Source organism: Pedobacter sp. PACM 27299 (assembly GCF_001412655.1).
GTDB lineage: Bacteria > Bacteroidota > Bacteroidia > Sphingobacteriales > Sphingobacteriaceae > Pedobacter.
Map to the genome: position 1 here is coordinate 4,692,173 of NZ_CP012996.1, position 23,419 is coordinate 4,715,591.

At 40.8% G+C, this 23,419-nt stretch carries 27 protein-coding genes; 19 read left to right on the plus strand and 8 right to left on the minus strand.

The window, feature by feature from the left end:
* Positions 1-90 precede the first annotated feature (90 nt).
* From AQ505_RS19820 to AQ505_RS19850, 8 genes are all read left to right on the plus strand, one after another.
* Positions 91-504: a hypothetical protein gene (locus AQ505_RS19820; RefSeq protein ID WP_197286236.1), complete on the plus strand. Its 414-nt coding sequence runs from the start codon at positions 91-93 to the stop codon at positions 502-504.
* Positions 505-509: 5 nt separating this feature from the next.
* Positions 510-752: a hypothetical protein gene (locus AQ505_RS19825; RefSeq protein ID WP_062549778.1), complete on the plus strand. Its 243-nt coding sequence runs from the start codon at positions 510-512 to the stop codon at positions 750-752.
* Between the two features lie 39 nt (positions 753-791).
* The gene (locus tag AQ505_RS27390) at positions 792-920 is read left to right on the plus strand and encodes a helix-turn-helix domain-containing protein (RefSeq protein WP_442952127.1); all 129 of its coding nucleotides are present in this window, start codon (positions 792-794) and stop codon (positions 918-920) included.
* 154 nt (positions 921-1,074) lie between these two features.
* Positions 1,075-1,569 (plus strand): SRPBCC family protein, encoded by a 495-nt coding sequence (locus AQ505_RS19830; protein ID WP_062549779.1) that lies wholly within the window; start codon positions 1,075-1,077, stop codon positions 1,567-1,569.
* A gap of 35 nt (positions 1,570-1,604) precedes the next feature.
* Complete coding sequence (locus tag AQ505_RS19835) at positions 1,605-2,012, plus strand: Dabb family protein (RefSeq protein WP_062549780.1); 408 nt, start codon at positions 1,605-1,607, stop codon at positions 2,010-2,012.
* A 111-nt stretch (positions 2,013-2,123) separates the two neighbouring features.
* Positions 2,124-2,732, plus strand: a complete 609-nt coding sequence (locus AQ505_RS19840; RefSeq protein ID WP_231634940.1) for a TetR/AcrR family transcriptional regulator — start codon at positions 2,124-2,126, stop codon at positions 2,730-2,732.
* 48 nt (positions 2,733-2,780) lie between these two features.
* Positions 2,781-3,572 carry an SDR family NAD(P)-dependent oxidoreductase gene (locus AQ505_RS19845; RefSeq protein ID WP_062549782.1) on the plus strand — a complete coding sequence of 264 codons (792 nt, stop codon included), beginning with the start codon at positions 2,781-2,783 and terminating at the stop codon, positions 3,570-3,572.
* Between the two features lie 149 nt (positions 3,573-3,721).
* A complete protein-coding gene (locus tag AQ505_RS19850; protein WP_197286237.1) occupies positions 3,722-6,124 on the plus strand; it encodes an outer membrane beta-barrel protein in 2,403 nt (800 codons plus the stop codon).
* Between the two features lie 89 nt (positions 6,125-6,213).
* Here the strand turns inward: AQ505_RS19850 and AQ505_RS19855 are convergent, their stop codons facing one another.
* Together AQ505_RS19855 and AQ505_RS19860 are read right to left on the minus strand one after the other, a co-directional pair.
* Positions 6,214-7,080, minus strand: coding sequence for a DUF808 domain-containing protein (locus AQ505_RS19855; protein ID WP_062549784.1), 867 nt, complete (start codon positions 7,078-7,080; stop codon positions 6,214-6,216).
* Between the two features lie 212 nt (positions 7,081-7,292).
* A complete protein-coding gene (locus tag AQ505_RS19860) occupies positions 7,293-7,661 on the minus strand; it encodes a winged helix-turn-helix transcriptional regulator (protein ID WP_062549785.1) in 369 nt (122 codons plus the stop codon).
* Positions 7,662-7,810: 149 nt separating this feature from the next.
* On the opposite strand from AQ505_RS19860, the gene AQ505_RS19865 reads away from it, so the two are divergent.
* Complete coding sequence (locus AQ505_RS19865) at positions 7,811-8,341, plus strand: NAD(P)H-dependent oxidoreductase (RefSeq protein WP_062549786.1); 531 nt, start codon at positions 7,811-7,813, stop codon at positions 8,339-8,341.
* 74 nt (positions 8,342-8,415) lie between these two features.
* On the opposite strand, the gene AQ505_RS19870 is transcribed toward AQ505_RS19865, so the two are convergent.
* Complete coding sequence (locus AQ505_RS19870) at positions 8,416-9,042, minus strand: class I SAM-dependent methyltransferase (RefSeq protein WP_062551128.1); 627 nt, start codon at positions 9,040-9,042, stop codon at positions 8,416-8,418.
* Positions 9,043-9,259: 217 nt separating this feature from the next.
* Between AQ505_RS19870 and AQ505_RS19875 the strand changes: the two genes are divergently transcribed.
* On the plus strand, positions 9,260-10,135 hold the full coding sequence (locus AQ505_RS19875) for a DMT family transporter (protein ID WP_062549787.1): 876 nt from the start codon (positions 9,260-9,262) through the stop codon (positions 10,133-10,135).
* Positions 10,136-10,173: 38 nt separating this feature from the next.
* On the opposite strand, the gene AQ505_RS19880 is transcribed toward AQ505_RS19875, so the two are convergent.
* A complete protein-coding gene (locus AQ505_RS19880; protein WP_062549788.1) occupies positions 10,174-10,809 on the minus strand; it encodes a LysE family translocator in 636 nt (211 codons plus the stop codon).
* A 130-nt stretch (positions 10,810-10,939) separates the two neighbouring features.
* Between AQ505_RS19880 and AQ505_RS19885 the strand changes: the two genes are divergently transcribed.
* From AQ505_RS19885 to AQ505_RS19895, 3 genes are all read left to right on the plus strand, one after another.
* On the plus strand, positions 10,940-11,581 hold the full coding sequence (locus AQ505_RS19885) for a Pr6Pr family membrane protein (RefSeq protein ID WP_062549789.1): 642 nt from the start codon (positions 10,940-10,942) through the stop codon (positions 11,579-11,581).
* Positions 11,582-11,604: 23 nt separating this feature from the next.
* Positions 11,605-12,390: a helix-turn-helix domain-containing protein gene (locus AQ505_RS19890; RefSeq protein ID WP_197286238.1), complete on the plus strand. Its 786-nt coding sequence runs from the start codon at positions 11,605-11,607 to the stop codon at positions 12,388-12,390.
* Positions 12,391-12,462: 72 nt separating this feature from the next.
* A complete protein-coding gene (locus AQ505_RS19895) occupies positions 12,463-13,998 on the plus strand; it encodes an FAD-dependent monooxygenase (RefSeq protein ID WP_062549790.1) in 1,536 nt (511 codons plus the stop codon).
* Here AQ505_RS19895 and AQ505_RS19900 read toward each other — a convergent pair.
* A complete protein-coding gene (locus AQ505_RS19900; protein WP_062549791.1) occupies positions 13,985-14,701 on the minus strand; it encodes an SDR family NAD(P)-dependent oxidoreductase in 717 nt (238 codons plus the stop codon). The genes AQ505_RS19895 and AQ505_RS19900 overlap by 14 nt on opposite strands.
* A gap of 123 nt (positions 14,702-14,824) precedes the next feature.
* On the minus strand, positions 14,825-15,286 hold the full coding sequence (locus tag AQ505_RS19905; protein WP_062549792.1) for a DinB family protein: 462 nt from the start codon (positions 15,284-15,286) through the stop codon (positions 14,825-14,827).
* 174 nt (positions 15,287-15,460) lie between these two features.
* On the opposite strand from AQ505_RS19905, the gene AQ505_RS19910 reads away from it, so the two are divergent.
* On the plus strand, positions 15,461-16,291 hold the full coding sequence (locus AQ505_RS19910) for a sulfurtransferase (RefSeq protein ID WP_062549793.1): 831 nt from the start codon (positions 15,461-15,463) through the stop codon (positions 16,289-16,291).
* 95 nt (positions 16,292-16,386) lie between these two features.
* Here the strand turns inward: AQ505_RS19910 and AQ505_RS19915 are convergent, their stop codons facing one another.
* Positions 16,387-16,992, minus strand: coding sequence for an HAD family hydrolase (locus AQ505_RS19915; RefSeq protein WP_062549794.1), 606 nt, complete (start codon positions 16,990-16,992; stop codon positions 16,387-16,389).
* A gap of 123 nt (positions 16,993-17,115) precedes the next feature.
* On the opposite strand from AQ505_RS19915, the gene AQ505_RS19920 reads away from it, so the two are divergent.
* A complete protein-coding gene (locus AQ505_RS19920; RefSeq protein ID WP_062549795.1) occupies positions 17,116-17,856 on the plus strand; it encodes a 3-keto-disaccharide hydrolase in 741 nt (246 codons plus the stop codon).
* An 11-nt stretch (positions 17,857-17,867) separates the two neighbouring features.
* Here AQ505_RS19920 and AQ505_RS19925 read toward each other — a convergent pair whose 3' ends face one another.
* Complete coding sequence (locus AQ505_RS19925; RefSeq protein ID WP_062549796.1) at positions 17,868-18,617, minus strand: DeoR/GlpR family DNA-binding transcription regulator; 750 nt, start codon at positions 18,615-18,617, stop codon at positions 17,868-17,870.
* Positions 18,618-18,788: 171 nt separating this feature from the next.
* Here AQ505_RS19925 and AQ505_RS19930 point away from each other — a divergent pair, with 171 nt between their 5' ends.
* From AQ505_RS19930 to AQ505_RS19945, 4 genes are all read left to right on the plus strand, one after another.
* Positions 18,789-19,964, plus strand: coding sequence for an MFS transporter (locus tag AQ505_RS19930; protein WP_062549797.1), 1,176 nt, complete (start codon positions 18,789-18,791; stop codon positions 19,962-19,964).
* Between the two features lie 73 nt (positions 19,965-20,037).
* Positions 20,038-20,613, plus strand: a complete 576-nt coding sequence (locus AQ505_RS19935; RefSeq protein ID WP_062549798.1) for a gluconate 2-dehydrogenase subunit 3 family protein — start codon at positions 20,038-20,040, stop codon at positions 20,611-20,613.
* Between the two features lie 26 nt (positions 20,614-20,639).
* Complete coding sequence (locus tag AQ505_RS19940; RefSeq protein ID WP_062549799.1) at positions 20,640-22,340, plus strand: GMC oxidoreductase; 1,701 nt, start codon at positions 20,640-20,642, stop codon at positions 22,338-22,340.
* A 176-nt stretch (positions 22,341-22,516) separates the two neighbouring features.
* A complete protein-coding gene (locus AQ505_RS19945; protein ID WP_062549800.1) occupies positions 22,517-23,392 on the plus strand; it encodes a sugar phosphate isomerase/epimerase family protein in 876 nt (291 codons plus the stop codon).
* The last annotated feature ends 27 nt before the right edge of the window (positions 23,393-23,419 follow it).

A 23,419-nucleotide genomic window follows, 5' to 3' on the forward strand; every position in this document is an offset into this window, starting at 1 on the left:
TCATAGCTAAAGGAACTGTCAGCTTAAAGCAATTTGATATTGGTTATTATTGACAGTTCTTTAGCCATTTTTAGCATTTATTGACCAGATTTGGAGGCTACTTTGTACCATGCATTAAAAAGCCATGGCCTTCCTAAAGACCAATTGCAATTGGTTTGGGACACCATTGCGCTGCATACCACCATCGGCATTGTAGAACATAAAGAGCCGGAAGTGGCATTGATGTACTCCGGGGTTGGACTTGATGTGATGGGTGAAGGCTATGAGCACCTGACTGAAACCAACCGGGTAGAGATCATCAAAGCATTCCCGAGAAATGATTTCAAGAAAAAAATCATTCCCACTTTTTTTGGCGGATTTGAGCATAAAACAGAGACGACATTTGGAAACATTAAAGCTGATGTTTGTGCTTATATGATCCCCAATTTCGAACGTAAAAACTATTCCGCCACATTAAAATGCTGGGTGAAGAGTTTAAAAAACCCAATTACGTCAATAAAATAGAAGTCATGGCTGCTTATTTAAAGATCATCATGATTAAGATCGCAAATATAAATATCGGTCAGAGCAGTGGCATTGATACCTATGAAAATCATCTTTACCGTCAATTCCTTGAATTACTTAGCGAGTACTACCGGAAATATCACGAAGTATCGGATTACGCCAATCTACTTTCCATCTCTTCCCGAAAGCTCACTGACCTCTCTAAGCGCTGTGCCGGAAAAGGAGCAAAAGACAACATCAACGGCTAACAGATTGAAGAGGCTAAACGCTCGCTGCAATTCAGTTCGCTGCCTGTTAAGGAAGTCGCGTATCAACTTAATTTTGCCAGTCCAGAGCAATTCAGCCACTTCTTTAAAAAACACACCACCTTCTACCCTGGCGACTACCGCAGCAATTTTGTGAAAATAGGCCCGTAATTATCATCCCAGTAAACCGATAAGCAGTTAGAACTCCTGAGGCTAATATTTTCCATTCAAAATATAGTTCCTATTTTTTTTTATAAATTAGATCACTGTAAATGAACACTTAACTCATTAAATTCTATTAATTAAACAATACCACTATTCGTTTATGAAAAACTTTGATTGGACTTCTTTTACTAAAACAATCGCCATTAAAGCACCTTTATCAACTATTTATAATGCCTGGACGCAAGTTGAAGAACTGGAGAAGTGGTTTCTGGAACGTGTGATTTTTACTGATGAGCAAGGAAAAACACTGGATAAAACGCTAAACGTGACCGCTGGATGCACTTATGACTGGCTTTGGTATTTATATGAGGATGCGATGCAGGGACTAATTAAAAAAGCAAATAGTAAAGACTTTATTCAGTTCAGTTTTGAAGGAGATTGCCTGGTAGATGTGAATTTATCTGAGAAAAACGGTTATACCATTGTCGTGCTCAGGCAGCACCACATTCCTGAAGACGATCAATCTAAACAGTTCATCAGGCTTGGATGTGCAAGTGGCTGGGCTTTTTACCTGCTCAACCTAAAATCCGTATATGAAGGTGGCCTGGATCTTAGAAATAAAGATGAACATTTACAACCAATGATCAATAATTAGTATTCAAATCTTTATTTTTCATAGATTTAGGAAATATGAATAAGGCTAACAGAAGAAAATTTATTGGGACTGCAGCTGTTCTTTCCGTTGGAACAATGGCAAGCGCAATACCCTTAACCCATACAAAAGATGATTATCCAGTGGTACATCATGTATTTTTCTGGTTGAAAAACCCAGAATCAAAAGCAGACCGTGATCAATTGATTGCAGGCGTAAAAACACTTTCTAAAATACCAACTGTACGAAAAATCCATGTTGGCGTTACCGCTAGCACAGAAAAACGTGATGTCATTGACAGCAGCTGGAGCGTATCCGAACTGATGTTCTTTTCTGATCTTGAAGGACAGGCCACTTACCAGACGCACCCCATACATCTGGAATTCATTAAAAACTACAGTCATTTGTGGGAAAAGGTGCTCGTTTATGATATAATAGAGGCCTAACTCAGCCTCTGTTTTCTTCATCTAAATTCTTCGTAATCTCCTAAAATAAAAGCCAACTTGTAAATAATAACATAAAAAACAGGAATTCTAAATTAATTCTCTAATTTTGTATTGAACAACACAAAATTAAATCTAGAGATGAGAGGCAGGCCAACTGTATACGATAACGAACAGATTTTACAAAAAGCACAGCATGTTTTTTGGACAAAAGGCTTTACAGCAACTTCTTTGGAAGACTTGCTTAAAGCCATGGAAATCGGAAGCGGAAGCTTCTACAATGCGTTTAAAGGCGGAAAAAAAGAGCTGTTCCGCAAGGCAATACAACAAAGGAGAATAGCTTTCAATCAATTTAAAGCCGAACTGAAACAAAGTGAATCTCCCATCAATTTAATCAAAGACTTTTTTCGAAGCATCGCTAAATCTGACCAGGAGAGCCACCTTCAAGGCTGTATTATTGCCAATACCGTGGTCGAAATGACTTTCGTAGATGAAGAATTAGAACAGGAGTCTGTGGCAATCTTGAAAGAAGTAGAAGCCATGTTCACAGCTGCAATCGACAAGGCACAGAAAAATGGAACACTTAAAAACCAAACAGATCCGATCGTTTTAGGAAGGTACCTGATCACCTTATGGAATGGTTTAAATGTTACCAGACGGATGTATCCAGACAATAAAGTGCTTAAAACACAAATTGAAATGCAATTAGAAATTATCAGCTAATTTTTTTGGCTATTTATGTAGTGATCAATACAAAATAAAAACAACAATATGGACTTACAATTAAAATCAAAAACGGCCTTTATAAGTGGTTCTACACAAGGAATCGGATTTGCTATCGCAAAACAGCTGCTTGCTGAAGGTGCTAAAGTAATCATCAATGGTAGAACACAAAAGAAAATTGACCTTGCTATACAAAGCTTAATCCGAGAAATCCCTGGTGCTGATGTTTCGGGAATTGCCGCTGACTTTAGTCAGACAGAAGAAGTGAATGAATTGCTAGCTAAACTCCCAAACATTGACATACTCATTAATAACGTTGGGATATTTGAACTCAAGCCCTTCACCGAAATTACAGACCAGGACTGGGCTCATATTTTTGAAGTAAACGTGATGAGCGGAATCAGGTTATCAAGACAGTTGCTTCCTAAAATGTTAGAGAGAAAATGGGGCAGAATCATATTTATCAGTAGTGAATCCGCGATAAATATTCCAGAAAATATGATTCACTATGGGATGACTAAAACAGCCATGCTTTCTGTAAGCAGTGGTTTAGCAAAACTCACCAAAAACACGCAGGTTACTGTAAATACAATATTAGGCGGCCCAACTTATTCTGATGGAGTGGCTGAAACCGTCACACAAATCGCATCGGCACAAAACCAGGATGTGGAACAGGTCAAAAATTACATCATGAATAATTTCAATCCATCCTCATTACTTCAACGATTTATTGATCCTTCAGAAATAGCGAATCTTGCAGCCTATCTTTCCAGTCCTTTGTCTATCGCGACAAACGGTTCTTCAGTTCGTGCAGATGGAGGTGTACTCCCTACGATTTAAGTATTCTTAAAATACTCCTTTAAATTATTATAATTTAAAACCCTTAAGAATAAATAAAAGATATATTTTTGAAAGAACCAAATTAACCAGCTATTCCCATATATCTCATGACCAACGCGCCAGTTAAGTGCTCCTACTTTTTAGTTTTTTTGATCACCTGTTTATTTTCAAAAGCATTCGCACAAATCAACCCAGAGATCACCTTAAAAGGCACCCTCAAGAATACGAAAAATGAGGGGATTGATGGGGCAACATTGCTGTTAAAGGACAGCAATAATGGTAAGCTGGTTAAACAAGGATTGAGCAATCCGGACGGCAGCTTCTCCTTTGAACTCGTTCCGGGAAGCTACATACTTTCAGTTAGCTATTTAGCGGCACTTGCTTACCAGACTGAGGTGTTGAAATTATCAGGCAGCACGGACCTGGGAATGATTAAGATCGAAACAAATCCACGCAGTTTAAAAGAGGTAGTCATTCAAAGTTCCAGCAATAAACCCTTGATTAAAATCGATGGACGGAAGATGATCTATAGCATAGAGAAAAGCATCACCGGACAAGGAACGAATGCACTAGAGGCCTTAAAAAAGACACCAGGAATTATTGTGAATCAGGACAACTCGATCACCTTGAATGGATCTAGTGCTGCTTTGGTGATGATCAATGGCCGACAAACCTACCTGCAGTCAGAGGAGCTGGCCCAATTGCTAAAAACGATGTCGGCTTCCGACTTAAAATCAATAGAAGTCATTAAAAACCCTTCAGCAGAATACGATGCTGCCGGAACTGGAGGCATTGTGAATCTTGTTCTCAAAAAATCAGTAGCTGAAGGCTTCAATGGCAGCATCAATAATGGACTTGCTTATGGTCGCAGTTTAAAGCAAAACACCAATCTAAACCTCAACTTCCGCAAGGGAAAATTGAATCTGTTTGGTGGCTACAATCATAATTTAGGGCATTTTGAGATGGATTATGACAACGACAGAACTACAAATGGGAAAATCTATTTAAATGCCAATCACGACATTGATAAACGCCGCAACATAGGTTCCACAGTTGGTGCCGATTATGAGATAGATACCACAAAAACACTGGGCATAGTCATGAATGCTAATTTTTCTAGTGGTGGTGGCCTAATCATCCCGACCACTGATATCTACGATCAAGCTGGTAACCAGCTTTTACAACAGCTGAGAAGCGAGAGCAGCTACCCTGCGCAGCGCGCAAACCGATACAATGCCAACGTAAATTACCGCTATAAAGGCAGTAAAGGTATCAGCCTGAATATAGATGCAGACTATGGAATTTTTGATGCAGCCACAAAAAATCTGAGCACCAACTCCTTGTATTCCCCGGATGGCACCTTGCTAAACAGCAATAATTTTCTGGTAGCCAATAGCAGAGACATCAAATTATACGCGGTTAAAGCGGATTATGGCTTCCCCATAGGGAAAGGAAAAGTATTAGCAGGTGCAAAATTCTCTGAGGTTAGCGCCGATAATGTGTTTAACCAGTATGACATGAACAAGGAGGCTCCCGTACTTGACATCGACTTATCCAATACTTTCAATTATAAAGAGCAAATCACCGCAGGATACTTGAAATATGAAAGGCCTATTGGTGATCAATTCAATTTTGATCTGGGCTTGAGGCTGGAAAACACACATTCCGAAGGCGATTTGCAACCCTCAGCAGGCAGCAGTGTATTGGCTACATCGGTAGTTAGAAATTATCTGGACGCTTTCCCAACAGCCTCTTTCACTTATAAAACCACCGAATCCGGTACTTATAATTTAAGCTTTGCCCGTCGCATTGATCGTCCTGCTTACAATAACCTCAATCCCTTTTCATACCCTGTAGATGAACTATCCTATTGGAAAGGAAATCCATTTCTAAAGCCTCAATATGCAAACACACTGGCGCTCCAGTATAGTCACAAAAAAACAACTATTGCAACCAGTTATACGCGTACCAATGACATCAGCAGTTCAATTACAGAAGTTTTGGAGGACAACCTGATTTATATGGTACCCAGAAATATTGGGTTACAAAACAACCTGAATCTGACGATTACACAGCAACTGCCATTGGCAAAATGGTGGAACCTGACCTTAACCGGTATAGGATACCGCCTGGAAAATAAAGTTGGTACCGCTGAATATGGAAATTATAACCGCAGCCGTTTTGCAGGTACACTTAATGTTCAGCAAACTTTTAACCTGCCAGCTGGCATTACCGGAGAACTGGCCAGTGTGGTTAATTCTAAAAACATCAGTGGCTTGAATACTTATATCCGGGGAAATTCACAGGTCGATCTTGGTTTTCAAAAGAATTTAATGAAGGATAAAGCCACCCTAAGATTGGCAGCTACTGATGTATTCAGGTCCAACAAAATCAGAACTGATACTCAGCTGAATAATTTATTACTGCATACCACTTACGTCGGAGAAAGCCGTCAGATCCGGTTAAATTTCAGTTACCGATTTGGTAATAACAAAATCAAGACGAAAGACAGCCGCGAGTCGGGCTTAGAAAATGAATCACAAAGGTTGTAACAAATGGGAATTAACTACTGCGGAATACAAAGCCTGTATTCCGCAAAAAGGTCCATATAATTTCTTTTGTCGTCGTAAATAGCTGACGATTATCGCTTAAATAAGGAGATGACTTTTTTAGTTCCTGTGATCACTGCCACGACAACTAATCCGGCAACTAATCCAATCAGCGCCTCTTTAACCATTGATGGCCAGGTCGGAAGTAAGTGATGTAAAAATTCGATATTATGGACAAAAATTCCACCAGAAACCAAGATCAGTGCTATAGTACCAACCACACTTAGAAACCTGATGATCAACGGCAATGCTTTTACCAATAGCTTCCCCAGGCCGGCAAACAAACCTTTATTATGGGAACGTTTGATTAAATTATGGCCTACATCATCCATTCTTACGATTACTGCAACGATTCCATAAACCCCCACAGTTGCCAATAAGGCAACCACTGAGACGGTCAGAATCTGTATCGGTAATGCTTCTGTTAAAACTGTGCCCAATGCAATAATGACAATTTCCACAGAAAGAATGAAATCGGTGGTTACTGCAGATTTGACCTTAGCTTTTTCAGCTTCATTACCGTCCTGTTTGATCTCTTGAACAACCTCATGACCTTCTTTTGGACGGTGAAAAAGGTATTCCACAATCTTTTCTACCCCTTCATAAGCGAGATAAAAACCACCCAAGACCAGGATAAATTTAATCGCCACCGGAAAAAAAGCATTTAACAATAAGGCGATGGGAACAATGATCACCTTGTTCAGTAAGGAGCCTTTGGTAATTGCCCAAAGTACAGGTAACTCACGTGAAGAGAGGAAACCAGTTGCTTTTTCTGCATTTACCGCTAAGTCATCCCCTAAAATTCCTGCTGTTTTTTTCGTTGCTATCTTTGCTGCAACTGAAACATCATCCATTAAAGCAGCTATATCGTCCAAAATCGCAAAAATACCTGAGGCCATATTTATTTATATTTTATTTAATTAGTTAATTTGTTCGCAAATTATAAATAGGATTTCAAACTACAGCTAAAACAGCTGTATATATTTATAAAAACTACTTTGATTGCTACAGGGAACATTTAAAAAACAGGATTGTTTAAAAGAATCGATCGCAAAGCTGATGGTCAAAGAATTTTTTTACTCCAACTCCCAGATTAAAAAATCTACTCAGATCAGATTTTTTCTACGAACTCCTCTTTTTCTAAGATCGTTTTCAATTGAGGTGCAAATTCCAAACCCCATTTATCAACAGCAGAAATTAAGGGTAAAATGGTTTTTCCCAATTCAGTGAGGTAGTATTCTACTCTTAAAGGGACTTCCGCATAAATTGTTTTTCCCAGAATACCATGCAATTCCAATTCACTCAGCTGCTTTTGCAAAACCCTTTTTGTAATGCCGTTTATGGAATTCACCAGATCCCGGGGTCGCGTGATTCCTTTTGAAATTTCATTCAATAAACAAAACTTCCATTTAGACCCGACTACTTCCATCGCGATACTCAGTCCACAACTATAATCAATTGGAATTTTTCGTTGATACATCTGCTTGAATTCTAATTAAGATTTACAAAAGTAAGCAAATAGACGGTTTAATGAATGGTGATTAATTTATCACCTAGTGATTAAATCAGCCCTTATTGTACAAGCAGTCAACATCGATCATCTTTGTAGCACAAATTAAAAATTACAAGATGAAAACTCTAGTCATTATTATACATTCAGATCTTGAAAACTCGCTGATCAATAAACGCTGGATTGAAGCCTTAAATAAACACCCTGAAAAATATACCTTACGTAACCTGCACAACTTATACCCAGATGAAAAAATCGATGTGGAAGAAGAACAGCGATGGGTAGAAACACACGATAAAATTATCTTCCAATTCCCATTTTATTGGTTTAACTCTCCGCCGCTTTTCAAAAAATGGCTGGATCAGGTGTTAACGCATGGATGGGCGTATGGTAAAGGCAGTCCGTATGCGCTAACAGGTAAAAAAATCGCTTTAAGCATTACTGCAGGTATAAATGAAGCTGATTATCAATCCTCAGGAAGGTATAAATATACGCTGAAAGAATTGACAGCACCATTTGAAGTGAGTTTTGATTATGTAAAAGCGGAGTACAAACCTTTGTTTGCTTTCTATGGGGCGGAACATGATCCCAATACAGAAATAATTGAAAAAAGCGCTCAGGATTACCTTTCTTTTATAGATGCTTTGTAAAATTAAAACCCAGGTAGAAGGTCGTTTTCCTATTTGGAAAACGACCTTCTACCTACACTTTCAGTAAGCTGCTTTTAACGCTGCTCCTTTTTACATTTGATCAGGAAAAACGGCTGACTTTCAGTAATTGCCGTCACTTCCAATAATCCGAATTCACCAAACTCCGTTTGAATGGACTCCTGATCATAAAAATACATGTTCAGGCCTTCGAATATTTCATAACAATCCTTACTCACAAATTTCCCCTTTCCATAGCTAGGAGCCGTTTTCGAAATCACCGCAAAAACCATATAACCACCATTTAATAGTTGATCATAGCAATCTCGAATGAGTTTTTCTCTCTCAGTTCTGCCCAACAAATGGATTAAAGCGTAACAAAATATTCCGTCATACAGGTTCTTATCGAAAGGCATAGCAGTCACAGAACCATGATGGATCAGCATCTTTGTTCCATAATGGTTCTCCGCCATTTCAATCGCTGTTTTTGATATTTCAATTCCGGTGACGGTCATTCTATTATCAGCGAAAATCTGTGCGTTTCTTCCATAACCAATTCCAGGTATCAGGATATTCTTCAATGATTTCCCGACAAAAAAATCCTTTATTAATACCGCAGAATTTGAAGGTTTAAAGCCCCACATCTCCTGTTTATCCTCAAAAGCTGTTTCCCAGAATTCTGGTTTCCCAGTGTGATCTTCCATAATGTTCATGCTAAGCTCAGGCAATTTAACAAGAAATGCCTGAAATTAATTTGAAGAATTTCCTATATTTATCCCAATATGAACAGAAGAAGCTGCCTTCCTCCTCCAACTCTGTAATTCCTTCTAAAATACGGCACCTATAACGACAATTAGTCGTCCATAATTTTGTGCACAAAGATTTCAGTTTTATTCTCATTTAAATTATAAGATCATTCTTATGAAAAAATCATATTTCCTATTGCATATCGCCATATTATTAGCCGGATTTACGGGAGTTTTCGGCAAACTCATCACACTTAATGAAGGTTTATTAGTATGGTATAGGGTGCTATTTTCCGCAATTATACTCCTTGCTGTCTTAAGGATATTGAACATACAATCGAAAGAAAGTCTTGCAGAGAAGTTTAACATTGGCAAAATTGGACTTTTCTTAACGATTCATTGGGTTTTCTTTTACGCCAGTATAAAGTACTCCAATATCTCAATTGGTGTAGTTTGCTACTGCCTAACCAGCCTTTTTACCGCAATATTTGAGCCCATAATCAACAAGAAAAGGTTTTCTACCTCACAACTTTTATTGAGTGGATTAACACTCATGGGGATCAGTCTTATCTTTCATTTCGACACTTCCTTCCAAGTGGGCATTATACTCGGCGTGATATCCTCATCTTTTGCTGCACTTTATACCGTATTTAATGAAAAACTGGTACAAAGATTTGAGAGTATCAGTATCAATTATTATCAAATGATAGGAGGAACTATTGGCCTGGGGCTGATCCTTCCGATTTATTTATACTATTTTCCGGTAGCCACAGTCCTACCCAGTCTTTCTGACTTTTGGTATTTGATACTACTGGCTTCGTTCTGCACGGTTGCCTTATATGTATTATTTGCGGAATCCCTTAAGAAGCTATCGGCATTCACGGTAAATTTAAGCTTCAATCTGGAACCCATTTATGCCGTAATGCTGGCCTTTGTCTTTTTTAATGAAGGAAAGGAGCTGAATGCTTCATTTTACATTGGCTGTAGTTTTGTCATCGCCTCAGTAGCCCTGCAGGGATTATTATCGGCCAGGAAACAGGCAATTGCGTAGTATTTTCAGGAAGGGGATCATGATATGATTCCCCTCTTTTATTTCGCTTTTGAAAATGCCATTTTTAGCGCAAGTCCGGTTAACACACTTGCCATAAACCATTTCTGCACTTTTACCCAGGATGGTTTCTTAGCAAAAAATACGGACACTCTTGAAGCAGTCAATACAATCGTTGTGCTCACCATTAAGCTCACTAAAATCTGAACGAAGCCCAGTTCTAAACTCTGCAACATAATGGAGCCATATTCCGGTTTTATAAACTGAGGAAAAAAAGACAGATAAAATATGGCCACTTTCGGATTGAGTACATTGGTTAAAAATCCTATGCTAAATAGTTTGCCGGGTTTATCTTCTGGCAAGTCATTTTTTGCTTCAAAAATATTTTTACTATTTGGCTTTACAGCCTCATAAGCTAAATACAGCAGGTAAATAACGCCTAAGGATTTCAATAAGGTATAAGCAAATGGGACGGCAAAAAGAACTGCGGTAAGCCCAAAAGAAACCATGATGATATGGAAAAAAAAGCCAACAATCACTCCTGCTAATGAAATCAATCCAGCCTTTCTCCCTTGGGTGATAGAACGGGAAATTAGATAAATCATATTGGGTCCAGGGCTGATCACCAGCACGAAAGCAGCCAATGCAAAAATTAAAATATCAGGTAAGGGTATCATATCCTTTAGTTTTTTCAAATATAGGAAGATTTGGATTTAATTTCTGTAACCATTCCCTGCGTAATTAAGTTACAGCCTAATTAAATGCAGACAAATAGCTATATTCATTACCTGATTAATTGTGAAAAGTATGACTGTAAAATACGATAAAGCAAACAAATTGCTGCTAACAACCGGGATGCTCAGTGGATGGTTTGCCTTAATCGCACAACTCTACCTGATGCTTCTAAATAATCCAATTCCTGCACTCGAAGCACTCACCAGGTATATCAGTTACTTCACCATCCTCAGCAATATCATGGTGGCTTTGTGTTGTACGATGCTGCTATTTAATTTCTATGAAAAAGCCGAACGATTTTATGCTCAGCCAAAAACTTTGGCAGCGGTCACCCTTTACATCTGCGTAGTTGGCCTCATTTACAACTTAATCTTACGCTTCACATGGCAGCCACAAGGATTGCAGCGCCTTGTAGATGAATTACTTCACTCATTTATCCCAGCTTTATTTCTGATATACTGGCTGATTTTTGCGCCTAAACATACCTTAAAATGGGCTGATGCCTTCCCTTGGCTGATCTATCCCTTAATTTATTTAATATTTATCCTGATTAGAGGCGCATATACTGGATTTTACCCCTACCCATTTGTGGACGTTACCGCATTCGGCTATCCAACTGTTTTCCAGAATAGCTTTTACATCCTGATTGTTTTTCTGGGCCTATCATTCCTGCTCATCTGGGTAGGAAAATCAATAGCCAAACGCCAGAAATAATCCCCAAACGCTTATCTTGTAAAATGCATCACGAAGAATTTGATCCGCCCAAAGAATTACAGAATAGTATAAAATGCTTTTGGTACAATCGTAGAGAATCAGGAGCATTACCAGCTAGTTTTGAGGTAGTCCCAGATGGCTATGCTGAAATCATTTTTCATTTCGGAAACAGCTGCAGTATAGCTTATGACGGAGGCTTGCTGCCATTACCATCTCCATTTTTGATTGGACTGCTCCATCAGCCGATCGTTTTTCATACCACAAACCGCTTAGAAATCATTGGGATCAGGTGTTTTCCATGGATGGTATTCGACTTACTTGGGCTACCGCCCGGTAAGGATGGCCTACGGGTATTTGAACATCCCATTACCCAGCTCCAGCCCCTATTACATCAATGTATTGAAGCTGGTCAGTTAGAGGAGGCGGTTGCTCATTTAATACAGTACTTTTTGAACCTAAAAACACAAATCACCGATCCTCCTCTCCTATTGAAGGCGGGAGCTGCAATCGTAAAAGGGAAAGGAACGATGCCGGTAACTGAAATCGCCGCGGTGGCTCATGCCACGGTTCGTACATTGGAACGAAAATTCAAGCAATCTGCTGGCTATACCGTTAAAGATGTGTCCGGTCTGCTGCGTTTTGAACAGGTACGCAACCATTTATGGCATTATCCAGATGGTAACATTGCCAGTTTAGCGTATGAGCTGGGCTATACCGATCAATCGCACCTGAGCAGGGAATTTAAACGTTACAGTGGCAGTACTCCGGCTGCATTCGCTCGGAAAGCAAAAAAGAGGAGTCAACAGTAAGCCGCGATTTTGTCGCTTTTATACAAGCCTGTGCCAAGCCCTTTCCAGAGATTTGTGCTTCAATCATTTTGTATGAAAAACCAATTTATTTACGATGTCATCATTTCCGGTGCAGGACCTGTAGGACTATTTCTTGCAGCAGAACTTGCCCTGGCCAAATGTTCCGTGCTGATACTGGAAAAATCAACGCATCCACAATCGCCATTAAAGCAGCTTCCTTTTGGAATAAGAGGACTTACGGCACCCAGTATTGAGGCACTGTACCGTCGCGGCTTATTAGGAGAACTGGAACTGCATAAACGCCTCAAAAACCCGCATTTAAATGCCGTAAAAGGAGCCCGACGACAAGTAGGACACTTTGCAGGCATTCCATTCCATGAAGGCGATATCGATACCTCACAATGGAAGTATCGTTTGCCAGGAGCCACAGAAACCAGTTTGATTTCTGAAATGGAAGAACTGGAGACTTTACTTTCCCATCGTGCAGCAGCGCTTGGTGTTGTGATCCAGCGAGGATTGCCCATTACCGACTTTCATCAACACAAAGACGACGTAACTGTGCTGTCGGATGCCCAATCCTTTCAAGGCAAATGGTTGGTCGGCTGTGATGGAAGTCGCAGCATAGTACGCAAATTAGCTGGGTTTGAATTTGCCGGAACCGAGCCAGAATTTACTGGTTACTCCGCCCATGTGGACATTGCCGACCCACAAAAGCTCAGTCCTGGTCGCAACATTACCTCAACAGGCATGTACCTGCAATCGCAGCCTGGCTACCTGCAGATACAGGAATTTGATGGCGGCGCATTTCATAAATCTGAAAAGCCGATCAGCCTTGAACATATCCAGGAAGTATTACGACGAATTTCGAACACCGAGGTGACCATAAATGCCCTTCACATTGCAACCACATGGACTGACCGTGCCCGACAAGCCACAGCCTACCGAAGCGGAAGGGTGCTTTTAGCTGGTGATGCCGCACATATCCATGCTCCTTTAGGAGGTCAGGGCCTTAACCTTGGCTTAGGTGATGCCATGAACCTAGGCTGGAAACTTGCTGCGACTCTTAAAAACAAAGCGCCGGAGGGACTGCTGGATAGTTACCAAAGTGAACGCCATCCTATTGGAGTACAGGTCCTGAATTGGTCACGTGCACAGGTTGCGATCATGAAAACAGATCCAGCCTCAAAAGCGTTGCATGCAATTGTCTCTGACCTCATGAACACCCGCGATGGTGCCAGCTATTTTGCAGGACGGGTATGGGGCATTTTCACTTCCTATAACCTTGGAGCTGATCACCCCTTGGTTGGTCAGACTGTCCCAAATTTTGAGTTGGAAGACGGTACAGCCATAGGCCAAATGATGCAGGACGGCAAAGGGATACTCCTGGATTTCTCCGGAGATACCACCCTAAAAACGATGGCAGCAGCATTTAGCAGCCAGATCAAGTATGTTTCGAGCCGGGCAAAAGAACAATTGGGTTTAACTTCAGTACTGATACGTCCTGATGGGTTTGTGGGGTGGCTTGCCGAAAATAAACCTGACTATAGCGAACTGAAAAAGACACTCAGCCGCTGGTTTGTTCCTGATCAATTCGTTAATCCTGCATAAAATCTATCCTCAATTTATTACTACCCGCATATTTCCTGGACATCTCATCAGGAAATATGTCCAGTTTATTTAATGCGATATCATTACAAATATTTCCAACTAATGCCGCTGGTGATATTTTCTCAATCACCACATCCGAAACCATAGAAGTATCTACATAGCCGGCATACACACCAAATACCTTAATCTCCTCCTTTAACTCTTGTCTGACTGCCTGTGTAAACAGATGCAACGCAGATTTCGAAGCACAATAAGTACTGATGTTTTTAATTAAAATCAAACTGCCTATAGAAAGAATATTGACGATTGCTGGATTCGGGTTTGCTTTTAGTACCTTAAGAAATTGATGGCATAAATCTACAGGTCCAATATAGTTGACCTTCATTTCAAATAGTGCTTTAGCAGCTGATTTATCCTCTAGGAAACTCGCTTTTAGCTCCACGCCTGCATTATTGATCAGGATGGTGGTATCTCCACATTTTTCTACACATCCTTTGATCTCCAAAGTGTCGGTCACGTCTAATTTCATAGGAAAAATCAATTCCGGATTAACCAGACTTAACTCTTCAAGAGCCGCAGTATTGATCCCTGCAGCATAAATTTTCTTAACCTCCCGGGTTAAAAGCTCCGCAATAAATGCCTTCCCAATTCCTCCGTCTGCCCCTGTAATAAAAACTACACTGTCTTTTAAAATATGATCCATGCTTCAATAAAAAATGATCTGCTTAAAGATGAGATTAATCTCAAGTTAAGACTGCCAATGTTAAGTATAATTTTTAACATCTGGACCTCAGCATCACAAAAGCAAGAACTGATCAATATCGCCTTATTTCCATATCCCTAGCAAACGCCGGATGACCACAATTTCAGCAACATGGTAGGCGGTATGATCCGCAATTTGAAGCGTTTCCCGCAGCAGGGTTTGTCCTGTACCATGAGGAATCGGCTCATACAAATCTCTCGTCTGGATCAGTTCAATAAATGATTTCAAATCGCCTTCATATTGCATCAGCGTTTTGTCCCAACTCTTTTCATCTGGCGGAGCGGCTTCTTTTGGCCAATATCCATCAGGCCATTCTGGTGATTTATGATGAGCGTCTTTGCTGAACTCCAGCATGTCCCATTGCGCAATTCTGATATGTTCCAGCAATTGCCAGATACTATAAGGTAAATCATGCGGTTTTTCACCAAGGGCTGCAAAGGGGATATTTGCCGTAGCCTCTCTTAATCCCACATGCGCTCCTCCACCTGCTAATAATTTTTTGAGTTCTTTTACCAATGGGTCCATATAATGATATCTAAATATGAGGTGTAATTTTTAAAAGCTCTCTTAATAATACAATTCATCATAAGTAATGTTTCGGCACAACACACCTTGATTAAATTACCTTTTATTTCTCCTCAACATCAATTGAGCTGGAATATCCAATAAGGTTGTTTACATTCATGTTTTCAAAAAACTATGAAATTACCATCGATTATACAACCTGAACAATTGCTGACCTCAGGCAAAAAAGATTTCCTTCTTTTTGATGTAAGTGCAGGATCGAAACCCAGATATGATGAGCAGCATTTGAAGGATGCCTTTTATCTGGATTTAAATACGGATCTGGCCGATATTAAAGATTTCGCCATTGGTGGTCGGCATCCACTTCCAACTTTTGAGCATTTTGCCCAGTTGTTAGGAAAATATGGGCTCACAAAAGATACGCATGTAATTGTTTATGACGATAAAAACGGATCCAATGCTGCCGCAAGATTCTGGTGGATGCTAAAGTCAATCGGTCATGAAAAGGTTCAGGTTTTAAACGGAGGTTATACTGCGGCAATAAAAGCAGGTTTTCCAGTGACTGCTGAAGTTCCATTAGCAAATCCAGTTTCCCCATATCAAATCAGCGCTTGGCAATTGCCATTAGCCGAAATAGAAGAAGTCGAGGCTGCGACCCAGCTGGAACACCATGCAATTATTGATGTCCGTGATGCAAATCGCTTTGCTGGTTTAACCGAGCCTATAGATTTAATTGCCGGACATATCCCCAACGCGACAAATATTCCTTTCACCGAGAACTTAGATGCTCATGGTGCTTTTTTAAGTCCTGAAATTCTAAAGGAAAAGTACTCCAAAGCGCTGGCAGATTATAATATTGAAAATGTAATCATACATTGTGGTTCTGGTGTCACCGCTTGCCATACGCTTTTAGCAATAGACTATGCAGGTTTACCCATCCCAAAATTGTATGTAGGCAGTTGGAGCGAATGGAGTAGAAACCATAAGAAAATGATTTTAACTTAAATCTCCATAAGCCAATTACAGCAGAACTGCAATTGGCTTATGGAAATCATGGATTACCAAAGGGCAAAAAAATTGCTCCAATAAATCAGGTCCTGTTAAAGCATTACATGATAGTGTTTCAGCTCCTCTTTTAAAGCTGGAGCACTTACAAAATGTATCGCATGAATCCCCAATTCCTTTGCTGCTGCAACATTCGCAGGATTGTCATCTATAAACAAAGACTCTTCCGCTTTAATACCGAACCTTCCCAAAAGCAGCTTATAGATTTCCTGATCTGGCTTGATTAATTTTTCCTCACCCGAAACAATAATACCCTCGAAATACTTAAAAAACTCATAGTTGTCATAAGCGATGTTAATCTTTTCCGCAGACCAGTTTGTCAGGCCAAAAATACGATGCGTTTTACTGAGCGCTCGCAATATCTCTACCGTGCCAGGGATTTCAGCGCGCAGCATGGTGCCCCAGCACTCATCATACAAGGCAATTTTCTCCGCGTAAGCTGGGAATTGCTCCTGAAGTACTTTCACCGCCTCTGCAAAAGGCCTGCCCCGATCCTGCTCCCGATTCCAATCATGATTGCATACATTTTCAAGAAAATAATTCATTTCACTTTGATCAGCAAAATGCTGCTCATATAAATATTTAGGATTCCAGTCCAGCAAGACTTCTCCAAAATCGAATATTATATTTTTAATTTCCATACTTCTTATCACTAATTGCAATTATAAGCAATATTGCATATAATTGCACTACAACTGCTCATTTACAGCGCAGCACCTTTAACTCAAACCTATCCAATTTCAAACTAATAATAAACTAATTTTATGAAAAAAATCAAGGCATTCCTCAGTGCGACAGCACTGACCGCGATGATGATTTCCGCCTGCAGCTCAACAAAACTGAAGGACAATGAACTCTCCAGAGAGGAGCAGGCACAAGGATATGAATTGCTCTTCGACGGCAAAACTTTAGATGACTGGCATGTTTACAATCAAGGAAAAATTTCCTCCTCATGGGTCGCACAGGATGGAGAATTAAAGTGCCTGCCAGGTACAGACGCCAGACACGGAGATCTCGTAACAGATCAGGAGTTTGAAAATTATGAATTCCAATTCGACTGGAAAATCTCCAAAGAAGGAAACAGTGGTGTATTCATTAATGTAGTCGAACGGGAAGACATCTCCACGGCCTGGTCTTCAGGACCAGAATATCAGCTCCTCGATAAAGAGCACCAGGATTATGTTAAGGAAATGAAACGTCCAGGCTGTCTCTACAATTTCTCTCCGCAATTGAATCCTGCAGAGCCGAAGTCCTCAGACGAATGGAACCACTCGGTCATTAAACAACAGGATGGAAAAATAGAATTTATGCTCAATGGGATAGTCACCGCTAAACAAGACTTTACTACTGCCGACTGGAAAGCTGCCGTTGCCAATAGCAGTTTCAAGCATTTCCCGGAATTTGGTAAACAAATCAAAGGTCGTATTGCCTTGCAGGACTGGAACAAAGGAGTGGCCTTTAAAAATCTAAAAATAAGAAAGCTGGAAAAGACTGCCGCGCTGTAAAACGGCAATTATTAAATAATCTTAAGGTTTTTAAAACGCAACTCGTCCAGCTTGGAATCATCACTTGGAAGCTCAGTAACCAGCACATGAATTCGTTGTAATTCACAAACCACAAAAGGTTCGTTGATACCGATTTTTTTGCTGTTGCTGAGCACTACCACCGATTTAGAACCCTTCAGCATCGCCTTCTTCACAGCCCCATCCTCTCTAATTGCAGCAGTAATACCGAAATCTTTGGAAATCGCGCAAGTGCCCATCAAATACAGATCAACCACAAAATCAGCCGCTTCCTCACAAGTTTTAGCCCCTAAATTGGTTTGCGTGTTCCGGTCGTAATTTCCGCCAAGTACAATCACCTCAATATTCTTAAAACGACCCAGCAAAGGAACAAGTGCGATATTATTTGTAATCACTCTCAATGAAGCATTCGCTGTTAAACATTCCGCAACCGCACACACCGTGGTCCCACCATCCATAAATACAGTCATCCCTGACTTCAGTAAAGGTTGAACCTTCAACGCGATGATCTCCTTTTCTGTAGCATGAAAATCAGCGCGATCCTGAAAAGAAAGCGGATTTTTATCACGTGATATGGCTCCTCCCCTAACTTTCGACAAAAGACCATTCTCATGGAGGTAGTCTATATCCCTGCGAATGGTGTCTTCAGAAACGGATAAGTCCATAGACATTCCGCTATAAGTAACCGCACCTGCCTTCTTAATACTCGATATTATATGCTCAAAACGTTTTTCTCTGATCATTTCCCAACAAATATAATTCTTTCCTCCCGATGCCTGAAATCCTTATCCCATTATAATCGTTTTGTAAAATGTAAGCTACGAAAGCATCAAAATCACCAACAACGCTGTTTCCTTAAAAAATCATTAAAGCTACTATTTGCAAATTTGCATGATTTTGCATTTATTTGCAGTATGAATAACCAAGAGGTCATCAATGATGCCAAAAAAGCAACACAATATATATTCCTGGTCTGCGGCTTTGCGCTTTCCAGCTGGGCACCCATGGTACCTATCGTAAAAGAGAGATTGCAGCTTAATGATGGCAATCTTGGCTTACTGCTCCTATTCTTTGGCGCTGGAGCAATTTCCATGATGCCTATCAGCGGATACCTTTCTAAACGTTATGGAACACGAATTGTCATTTTGTTTTCAGGAATAGTCGCTGCAATTTTCCTTCCCGTCTTATTACTGATGCCAAATCCATGGTTGATGGGAGCCGCCCTATTTATTTTTGGAGGAGGAATTGGAGTGATTGATGTAGCGATGAATTCCCATGGCATTCATGTGCAGAACCGATATGGACGCCCAATCATGTCCTCCCTTCATGGTCTTTTTAGTGTAGGTGGCTTATGCGGTGCCTTAGGATTAGGATTATTAATGAAAGCAGGGCTCAATCCACTAACTGCTGCAATTTCAATTGCTACACTCCTCTTGATCATCCTGGCCTGGAAATTTAAATCATTATTCTCTAAAGAGCAGGAAATTGAGGAACCGGCACACCACACCAATGAAGAACACCAAACGAAAACAGCAGCTGGCTGGTTCAGTACAAGAATAATCTTTCTCGGCGCTGCATGTTTTGCCGTCTTTCTTTCTGAAGGAGCAATGCTGGATTGGAGCGCGCTTTTCTTAAAAGAAAACAGAGGAATAGCAGCAGAACTTGCTGGAGTTGGATACGCCACTTTTTCAATTGCAATGGCAGCCATGCGTCTTTTGGGGGACCGCATTGTGGAGCGTTTTAGTGGAAAAACCGTCGTGGTTGCTGGTGGTCTTATCGCTGCCTTAGGAATATTCATTGCGGTATCAACGCCATGGATCCCAACCACACTGCTGGGATTTGTACTCTTAGGTATAGGCGCCGCAAACATCGTTCCCGTGTTTTTTAGTGAGGGAGGTAAACTTAAAGGGATCCCAGCATCAGTCGCCATTCCTGCCATCAGCACGATGGGCTATGCAGGTCAGCTCGCCGGACCAGCACTATTAGGATTTATTGCCTACCATTTTTCCCTGACCATTGCACTCACCTTCACAGGAGTATTGCTCTTAAGTGTTGCCCTGGCCTATGCCATCAGGAAACCCAGTGTATAAAAGAAAAATAAAGCTTTCAACAGCCCAACAAAGGCAAATGCCCTTGAAAATATAATTAATACCTAATATCAAAATGAAAAGAAGAGAAGCATTGAAGAACGTTGCGCTCCTACTGGGTACTGCGGTTTCTGCAACTACGATGAGCGCGCTGTTCGAGAGTTGCAACACGCCAGCAAAATTGGCTGATCAGATTCAGTTTTCAGCTGAGGATAAAAAGTTGCTTGCAGATTTTGCGGATATCATCATGCCTCCTACAAAAGATGCTGGCGGCGCAAAAATGGCCGGACTTGGAGATTTTATTCCAATGATGATCACAGACTGCTACCCAGAGAATGAAAGATCAGCATTTTATAAAGGATTATTGGAATTCCGCGAGAAAGCAGTACAGGACTATAAAAAGGATTTTACAGCAATGAGCCTGGCTGAGCAAAACAGCTATCTCGGAAAGATCAGAGAAATGCTGATTGGCCATATCAACACCACTTCAGAATCCCTGAAAACATTTTTCGTACTCGGACGCGACCTGACACTACTCGGTTATTTCTCCTCTGAAATCGGCTGTACACAGGCAAGAGCCTATGTGCAGGTTCCGGGAAGATATGACGGTTCTGCCCCAATGAAACCAGGTCAAAAATCCTGGGCAACATAATATATCAAAACAACTAACCACACCTCATGAATATAAATACAAATTTAAAGGCTGAAAATACTTACGATGCAATTGTAGTAGGCTCAGGGATTAGTGGCGGATGGGCTGCAAAAGAATTAACGGAGAAGGGACTTCGTGTGCTCATGCTCGAACGCGGGGAAAATATCGAGCACATTAAAGATTACGATACCGCTATGAAGAACCCCTGGGAGTTCGAACATGCAGGCAGACTAACCGAAGAGCAAAAAAGAACACATCCGGTACAAAAAAGAGACTATCCATATCAGGAAGCAAATGCAAAATGGTGGGTAAACGATCTAGAATGCCCTTATACAGAAGACAAAAGGTTTGATTGGTACAGAGGCTATCATGTTGGCGGAAAATCCCTGATGTGGGGCCGACAAAGTTACCGCTTTGGTGAAGCAAATTTTGAAGACAATGCCAAGGATGGATATGGGGCAGATTGGCCAATCCGATACAATGACCTCGCTCCATGGTATGACTATGCGGAAAAGTTCGCAGGAATCAGTGGATCAAAAGAGAACTGGCCGCTATGTCCTGATGGAAGTTTCTTGCCTCCAATGGACCTGAACATCGTAGAAAAAACGGTAAAAAAGAGAATAGAAGATAAATATAATAGGGAACGGATCATGATGATTGGCCGAGTGGCGAACCTGACTGTTCCACATAAAGGAAGAGGCAATTGCCAGTATCGTGACCTTTGCAGTCGTGGCTGCCCATTTGGTGCATATTTTAGTACCCAGTCTTCCACCCTGCCTGCTGCCGTTGCCACTAATAACCTGACTTTAAGGCCTTATTCGATTGTCAATCATATTATCTATGATAAAGACACTAAGAAAGCAAAAGGAGTGATGGTGATCGATGCACAAACGCAGGAAACTATGGAATTTTATGCAAGAATAGTTTTTGTAAATGGTTCAACCCTGGGCTCCACCTTTATCCTGCTCAACTCTACTTCTGAAGCCCATCCAAACGGTCTGGGAAATGGCAGCGGACAGCTTGGTCACAACCTGATGGACCATCATTTCAGATGCGGGGCCTCAGGAGAAGCAGCCGGATTTGAAAACACCTATACTTATGGACGCAGGGCAAACGGAATCTATATCCCCCGCTATCAAAATGTAGGTAAGGACAAGAGAGATTACTTGCGTGGATTTGGGTATCAGGGAGGAGCAAATCGGGACAATTGGCAAAATGATGTCGCAGAATTATCATTTGGAACAGACCTGAAGCAAAAATTAACCAGCCCCGGCAACTGGTCTATTGGTCTGAGTGGCTTTGGAGAGATGTTACCTTACTATGAAAACAAAGTATACATCGATCATTCCAAAAAAGACAAATGGGGACAGCCAGTATTGGCCATCGACTGCGAATACAAGGAGAACGAGAAAAAGATGCGCAAAGATATGATCAATGATGCAGCAGAAATGCTGGAGGCCTCAGGCATGAAAAACGTGCGTACCTTTGATGACGAGTGCTATCCAGGTATGGCTATCCATGAAATGGGAACAGCAAGAATGGGTAAGGACCCTAAAACTTCTGTGCTAAATAAATGGAACCAGATGCATGAGGTGAGCAATGTATTTGTAACCGATGGTTCCTGCATGCCATCTATCGCGAGCCAAAACCCTTCCTTAACATTTATGGCACTAACCGCCAGAGCATGTGATTATGCAGTGAAGGAAATGAAAAACAATAATTTATAAACCAACAGAAAGGAACGCAGCACATGAACAGACAAATTCATCAATGCTGCAGTAAATCAGCAAAATAACTAGCCAAAGGCTGATAAGAAATTTTGGTTAGGATCAAGGGGGCCGGGGCTAAATGTTGATTGTTGTGTACCCGGTACCCCTTCCTATTTAAAACTTAAAAAAACTATATGTTTAAATCACAGAAAAATCGATTAGGAGTACTGCTCGCTGGGATCCTGCTCTTCACAGCGGCATTGACCGCAAACGCTCAAAAGAAAAAAGATGTAGGCCTACAACTGTATTCTCTTCGTGAACTCCTGCCCAAAGATGTTAAGGGAACTTTGCAAAAGGTTGCACAAGCCGGCTACACTCAGGTGGAGCTTTATGGTTTTAATATCAAGAACCAGTTCTGGGGATTGAAACCAATAGAAATCAAAAAAATACTTGAAGAATACCAGCTCAAACCCATCAGTGGGCATTTTAATATGACGCCATACTTTGAGGATGGAAACACCGCTGAACTTAAAGCCGCAATTGATGCCGCTAAAATTCTAGGGCTAAAATATGTCACCATTCCATGGATAGAGCCAAATAGAAGAAATAGTGCCGAAGATTATAAAACCATCGCTAAAAGACTGAACTATGCAGGTCAGCTGTGCAAAAATGCCGGACTAAAACTGGCTTACCACAACCATGATTTTGAGTTTATCAAATACGGTAATGAAACTGGGTGGGATATCCTCCTGAAAAACACCGATAAAAAGCTAGTTAATTTTGAACTCGATATCTATTGGGTGATCCGTTCAGGCCTTCAGCCTTCCGATCTTTTTAAAGCCAATCCTGGCAGATATGTGATGTGGCATATTAAAGACATGGACAAAGCGGATCATACCTTAAATGCGGAAGTGGGTTCGGGAACTATCGATTACAAGGCTATTTTCAAACAGGCAAAGCTTTCCGGAATGAAATATTTTTTTGTAGAACACGAGTCGAATTATAAGCCGGATATGATCGGTTCCATCACTCAAAGCTGCAATTATATTAAAGAGCAGATTCTAAAATAATCGCAAAAAAACAGACGATGCTGGTGT

Excerpts from the sequence above, each read along its gene's own strand:
- AQ505_RS19825 (WP_062549778.1), top strand. The coding sequence starts at position 510 with ATGGCTGCTTATTTAAAGATCATCATGATTAAGATCGCAAATATAAAT.
- AQ505_RS19830 (WP_062549779.1), top strand. The coding sequence starts at position 1,075 with ATGAAAAACTTTGATTGGACTTCTTTTACTAAAACAATCGCCATTAAA.
- AQ505_RS19835 (WP_062549780.1), top strand. The coding sequence starts at position 1,605 with ATGAATAAGGCTAACAGAAGAAAATTTATTGGGACTGCAGCTGTTCTT.
- AQ505_RS19845 (WP_062549782.1), top strand. The coding sequence starts at position 2,781 with ATGGACTTACAATTAAAATCAAAAACGGCCTTTATAAGTGGTTCTACA.
- AQ505_RS19855 (WP_062549784.1), bottom strand. The coding sequence starts at position 7,080 with ATGGCCTCAGGTATTTTTGCGATTTTGGACGATATAGCTGCTTTAATG.
- AQ505_RS19860 (WP_062549785.1), bottom strand. The coding sequence starts at position 7,661 with ATGTATCAACGAAAAATTCCAATTGATTATAGTTGTGGACTGAGTATC.
- AQ505_RS19865 (WP_062549786.1), top strand. The coding sequence starts at position 7,811 with ATGAAAACTCTAGTCATTATTATACATTCAGATCTTGAAAACTCGCTG.
- AQ505_RS19870 (WP_062551128.1), bottom strand. The coding sequence starts at position 9,042 with ATGGAAGATCACACTGGGAAACCAGAATTCTGGGAAACAGCTTTTGAG.
- AQ505_RS19875 (WP_062549787.1), top strand. The coding sequence starts at position 9,260 with ATGAAAAAATCATATTTCCTATTGCATATCGCCATATTATTAGCCGGA.
- AQ505_RS19880 (WP_062549788.1), bottom strand. The coding sequence starts at position 10,809 with ATGATACCCTTACCTGATATTTTAATTTTTGCATTGGCTGCTTTCGTG.
- AQ505_RS19885 (WP_062549789.1), top strand. The coding sequence starts at position 10,940 with ATGACTGTAAAATACGATAAAGCAAACAAATTGCTGCTAACAACCGGG.
- AQ505_RS19890 (WP_197286238.1), top strand. The coding sequence starts at position 11,605 with ATGCATCACGAAGAATTTGATCCGCCCAAAGAATTACAGAATAGTATA.
- AQ505_RS19895 (WP_062549790.1), top strand. The coding sequence starts at position 12,463 with ATGAAAAACCAATTTATTTACGATGTCATCATTTCCGGTGCAGGACCT.
- AQ505_RS19900 (WP_062549791.1), bottom strand. The coding sequence starts at position 14,701 with ATGGATCATATTTTAAAAGACAGTGTAGTTTTTATTACAGGGGCAGAC.
- AQ505_RS19905 (WP_062549792.1), bottom strand. The coding sequence starts at position 15,286 with ATGGACCCATTGGTAAAAGAACTCAAAAAATTATTAGCAGGTGGAGGA.
- AQ505_RS19910 (WP_062549793.1), top strand. The coding sequence starts at position 15,461 with ATGAAATTACCATCGATTATACAACCTGAACAATTGCTGACCTCAGGC.
- AQ505_RS19915 (WP_062549794.1), bottom strand. The coding sequence starts at position 16,992 with ATGGAAATTAAAAATATAATATTCGATTTTGGAGAAGTCTTGCTGGAC.
- AQ505_RS19920 (WP_062549795.1), top strand. The coding sequence starts at position 17,116 with ATGAAAAAAATCAAGGCATTCCTCAGTGCGACAGCACTGACCGCGATG.
- AQ505_RS19925 (WP_062549796.1), bottom strand. The coding sequence starts at position 18,617 with ATGATCAGAGAAAAACGTTTTGAGCATATAATATCGAGTATTAAGAAG.
- AQ505_RS19930 (WP_062549797.1), top strand. The coding sequence starts at position 18,789 with ATGAATAACCAAGAGGTCATCAATGATGCCAAAAAAGCAACACAATAT.
- AQ505_RS19935 (WP_062549798.1), top strand. The coding sequence starts at position 20,038 with ATGAAAAGAAGAGAAGCATTGAAGAACGTTGCGCTCCTACTGGGTACT.
- AQ505_RS19940 (WP_062549799.1), top strand. The coding sequence starts at position 20,640 with ATGAATATAAATACAAATTTAAAGGCTGAAAATACTTACGATGCAATT.
- AQ505_RS19945 (WP_062549800.1), top strand. The coding sequence starts at position 22,517 with ATGTTTAAATCACAGAAAAATCGATTAGGAGTACTGCTCGCTGGGATC.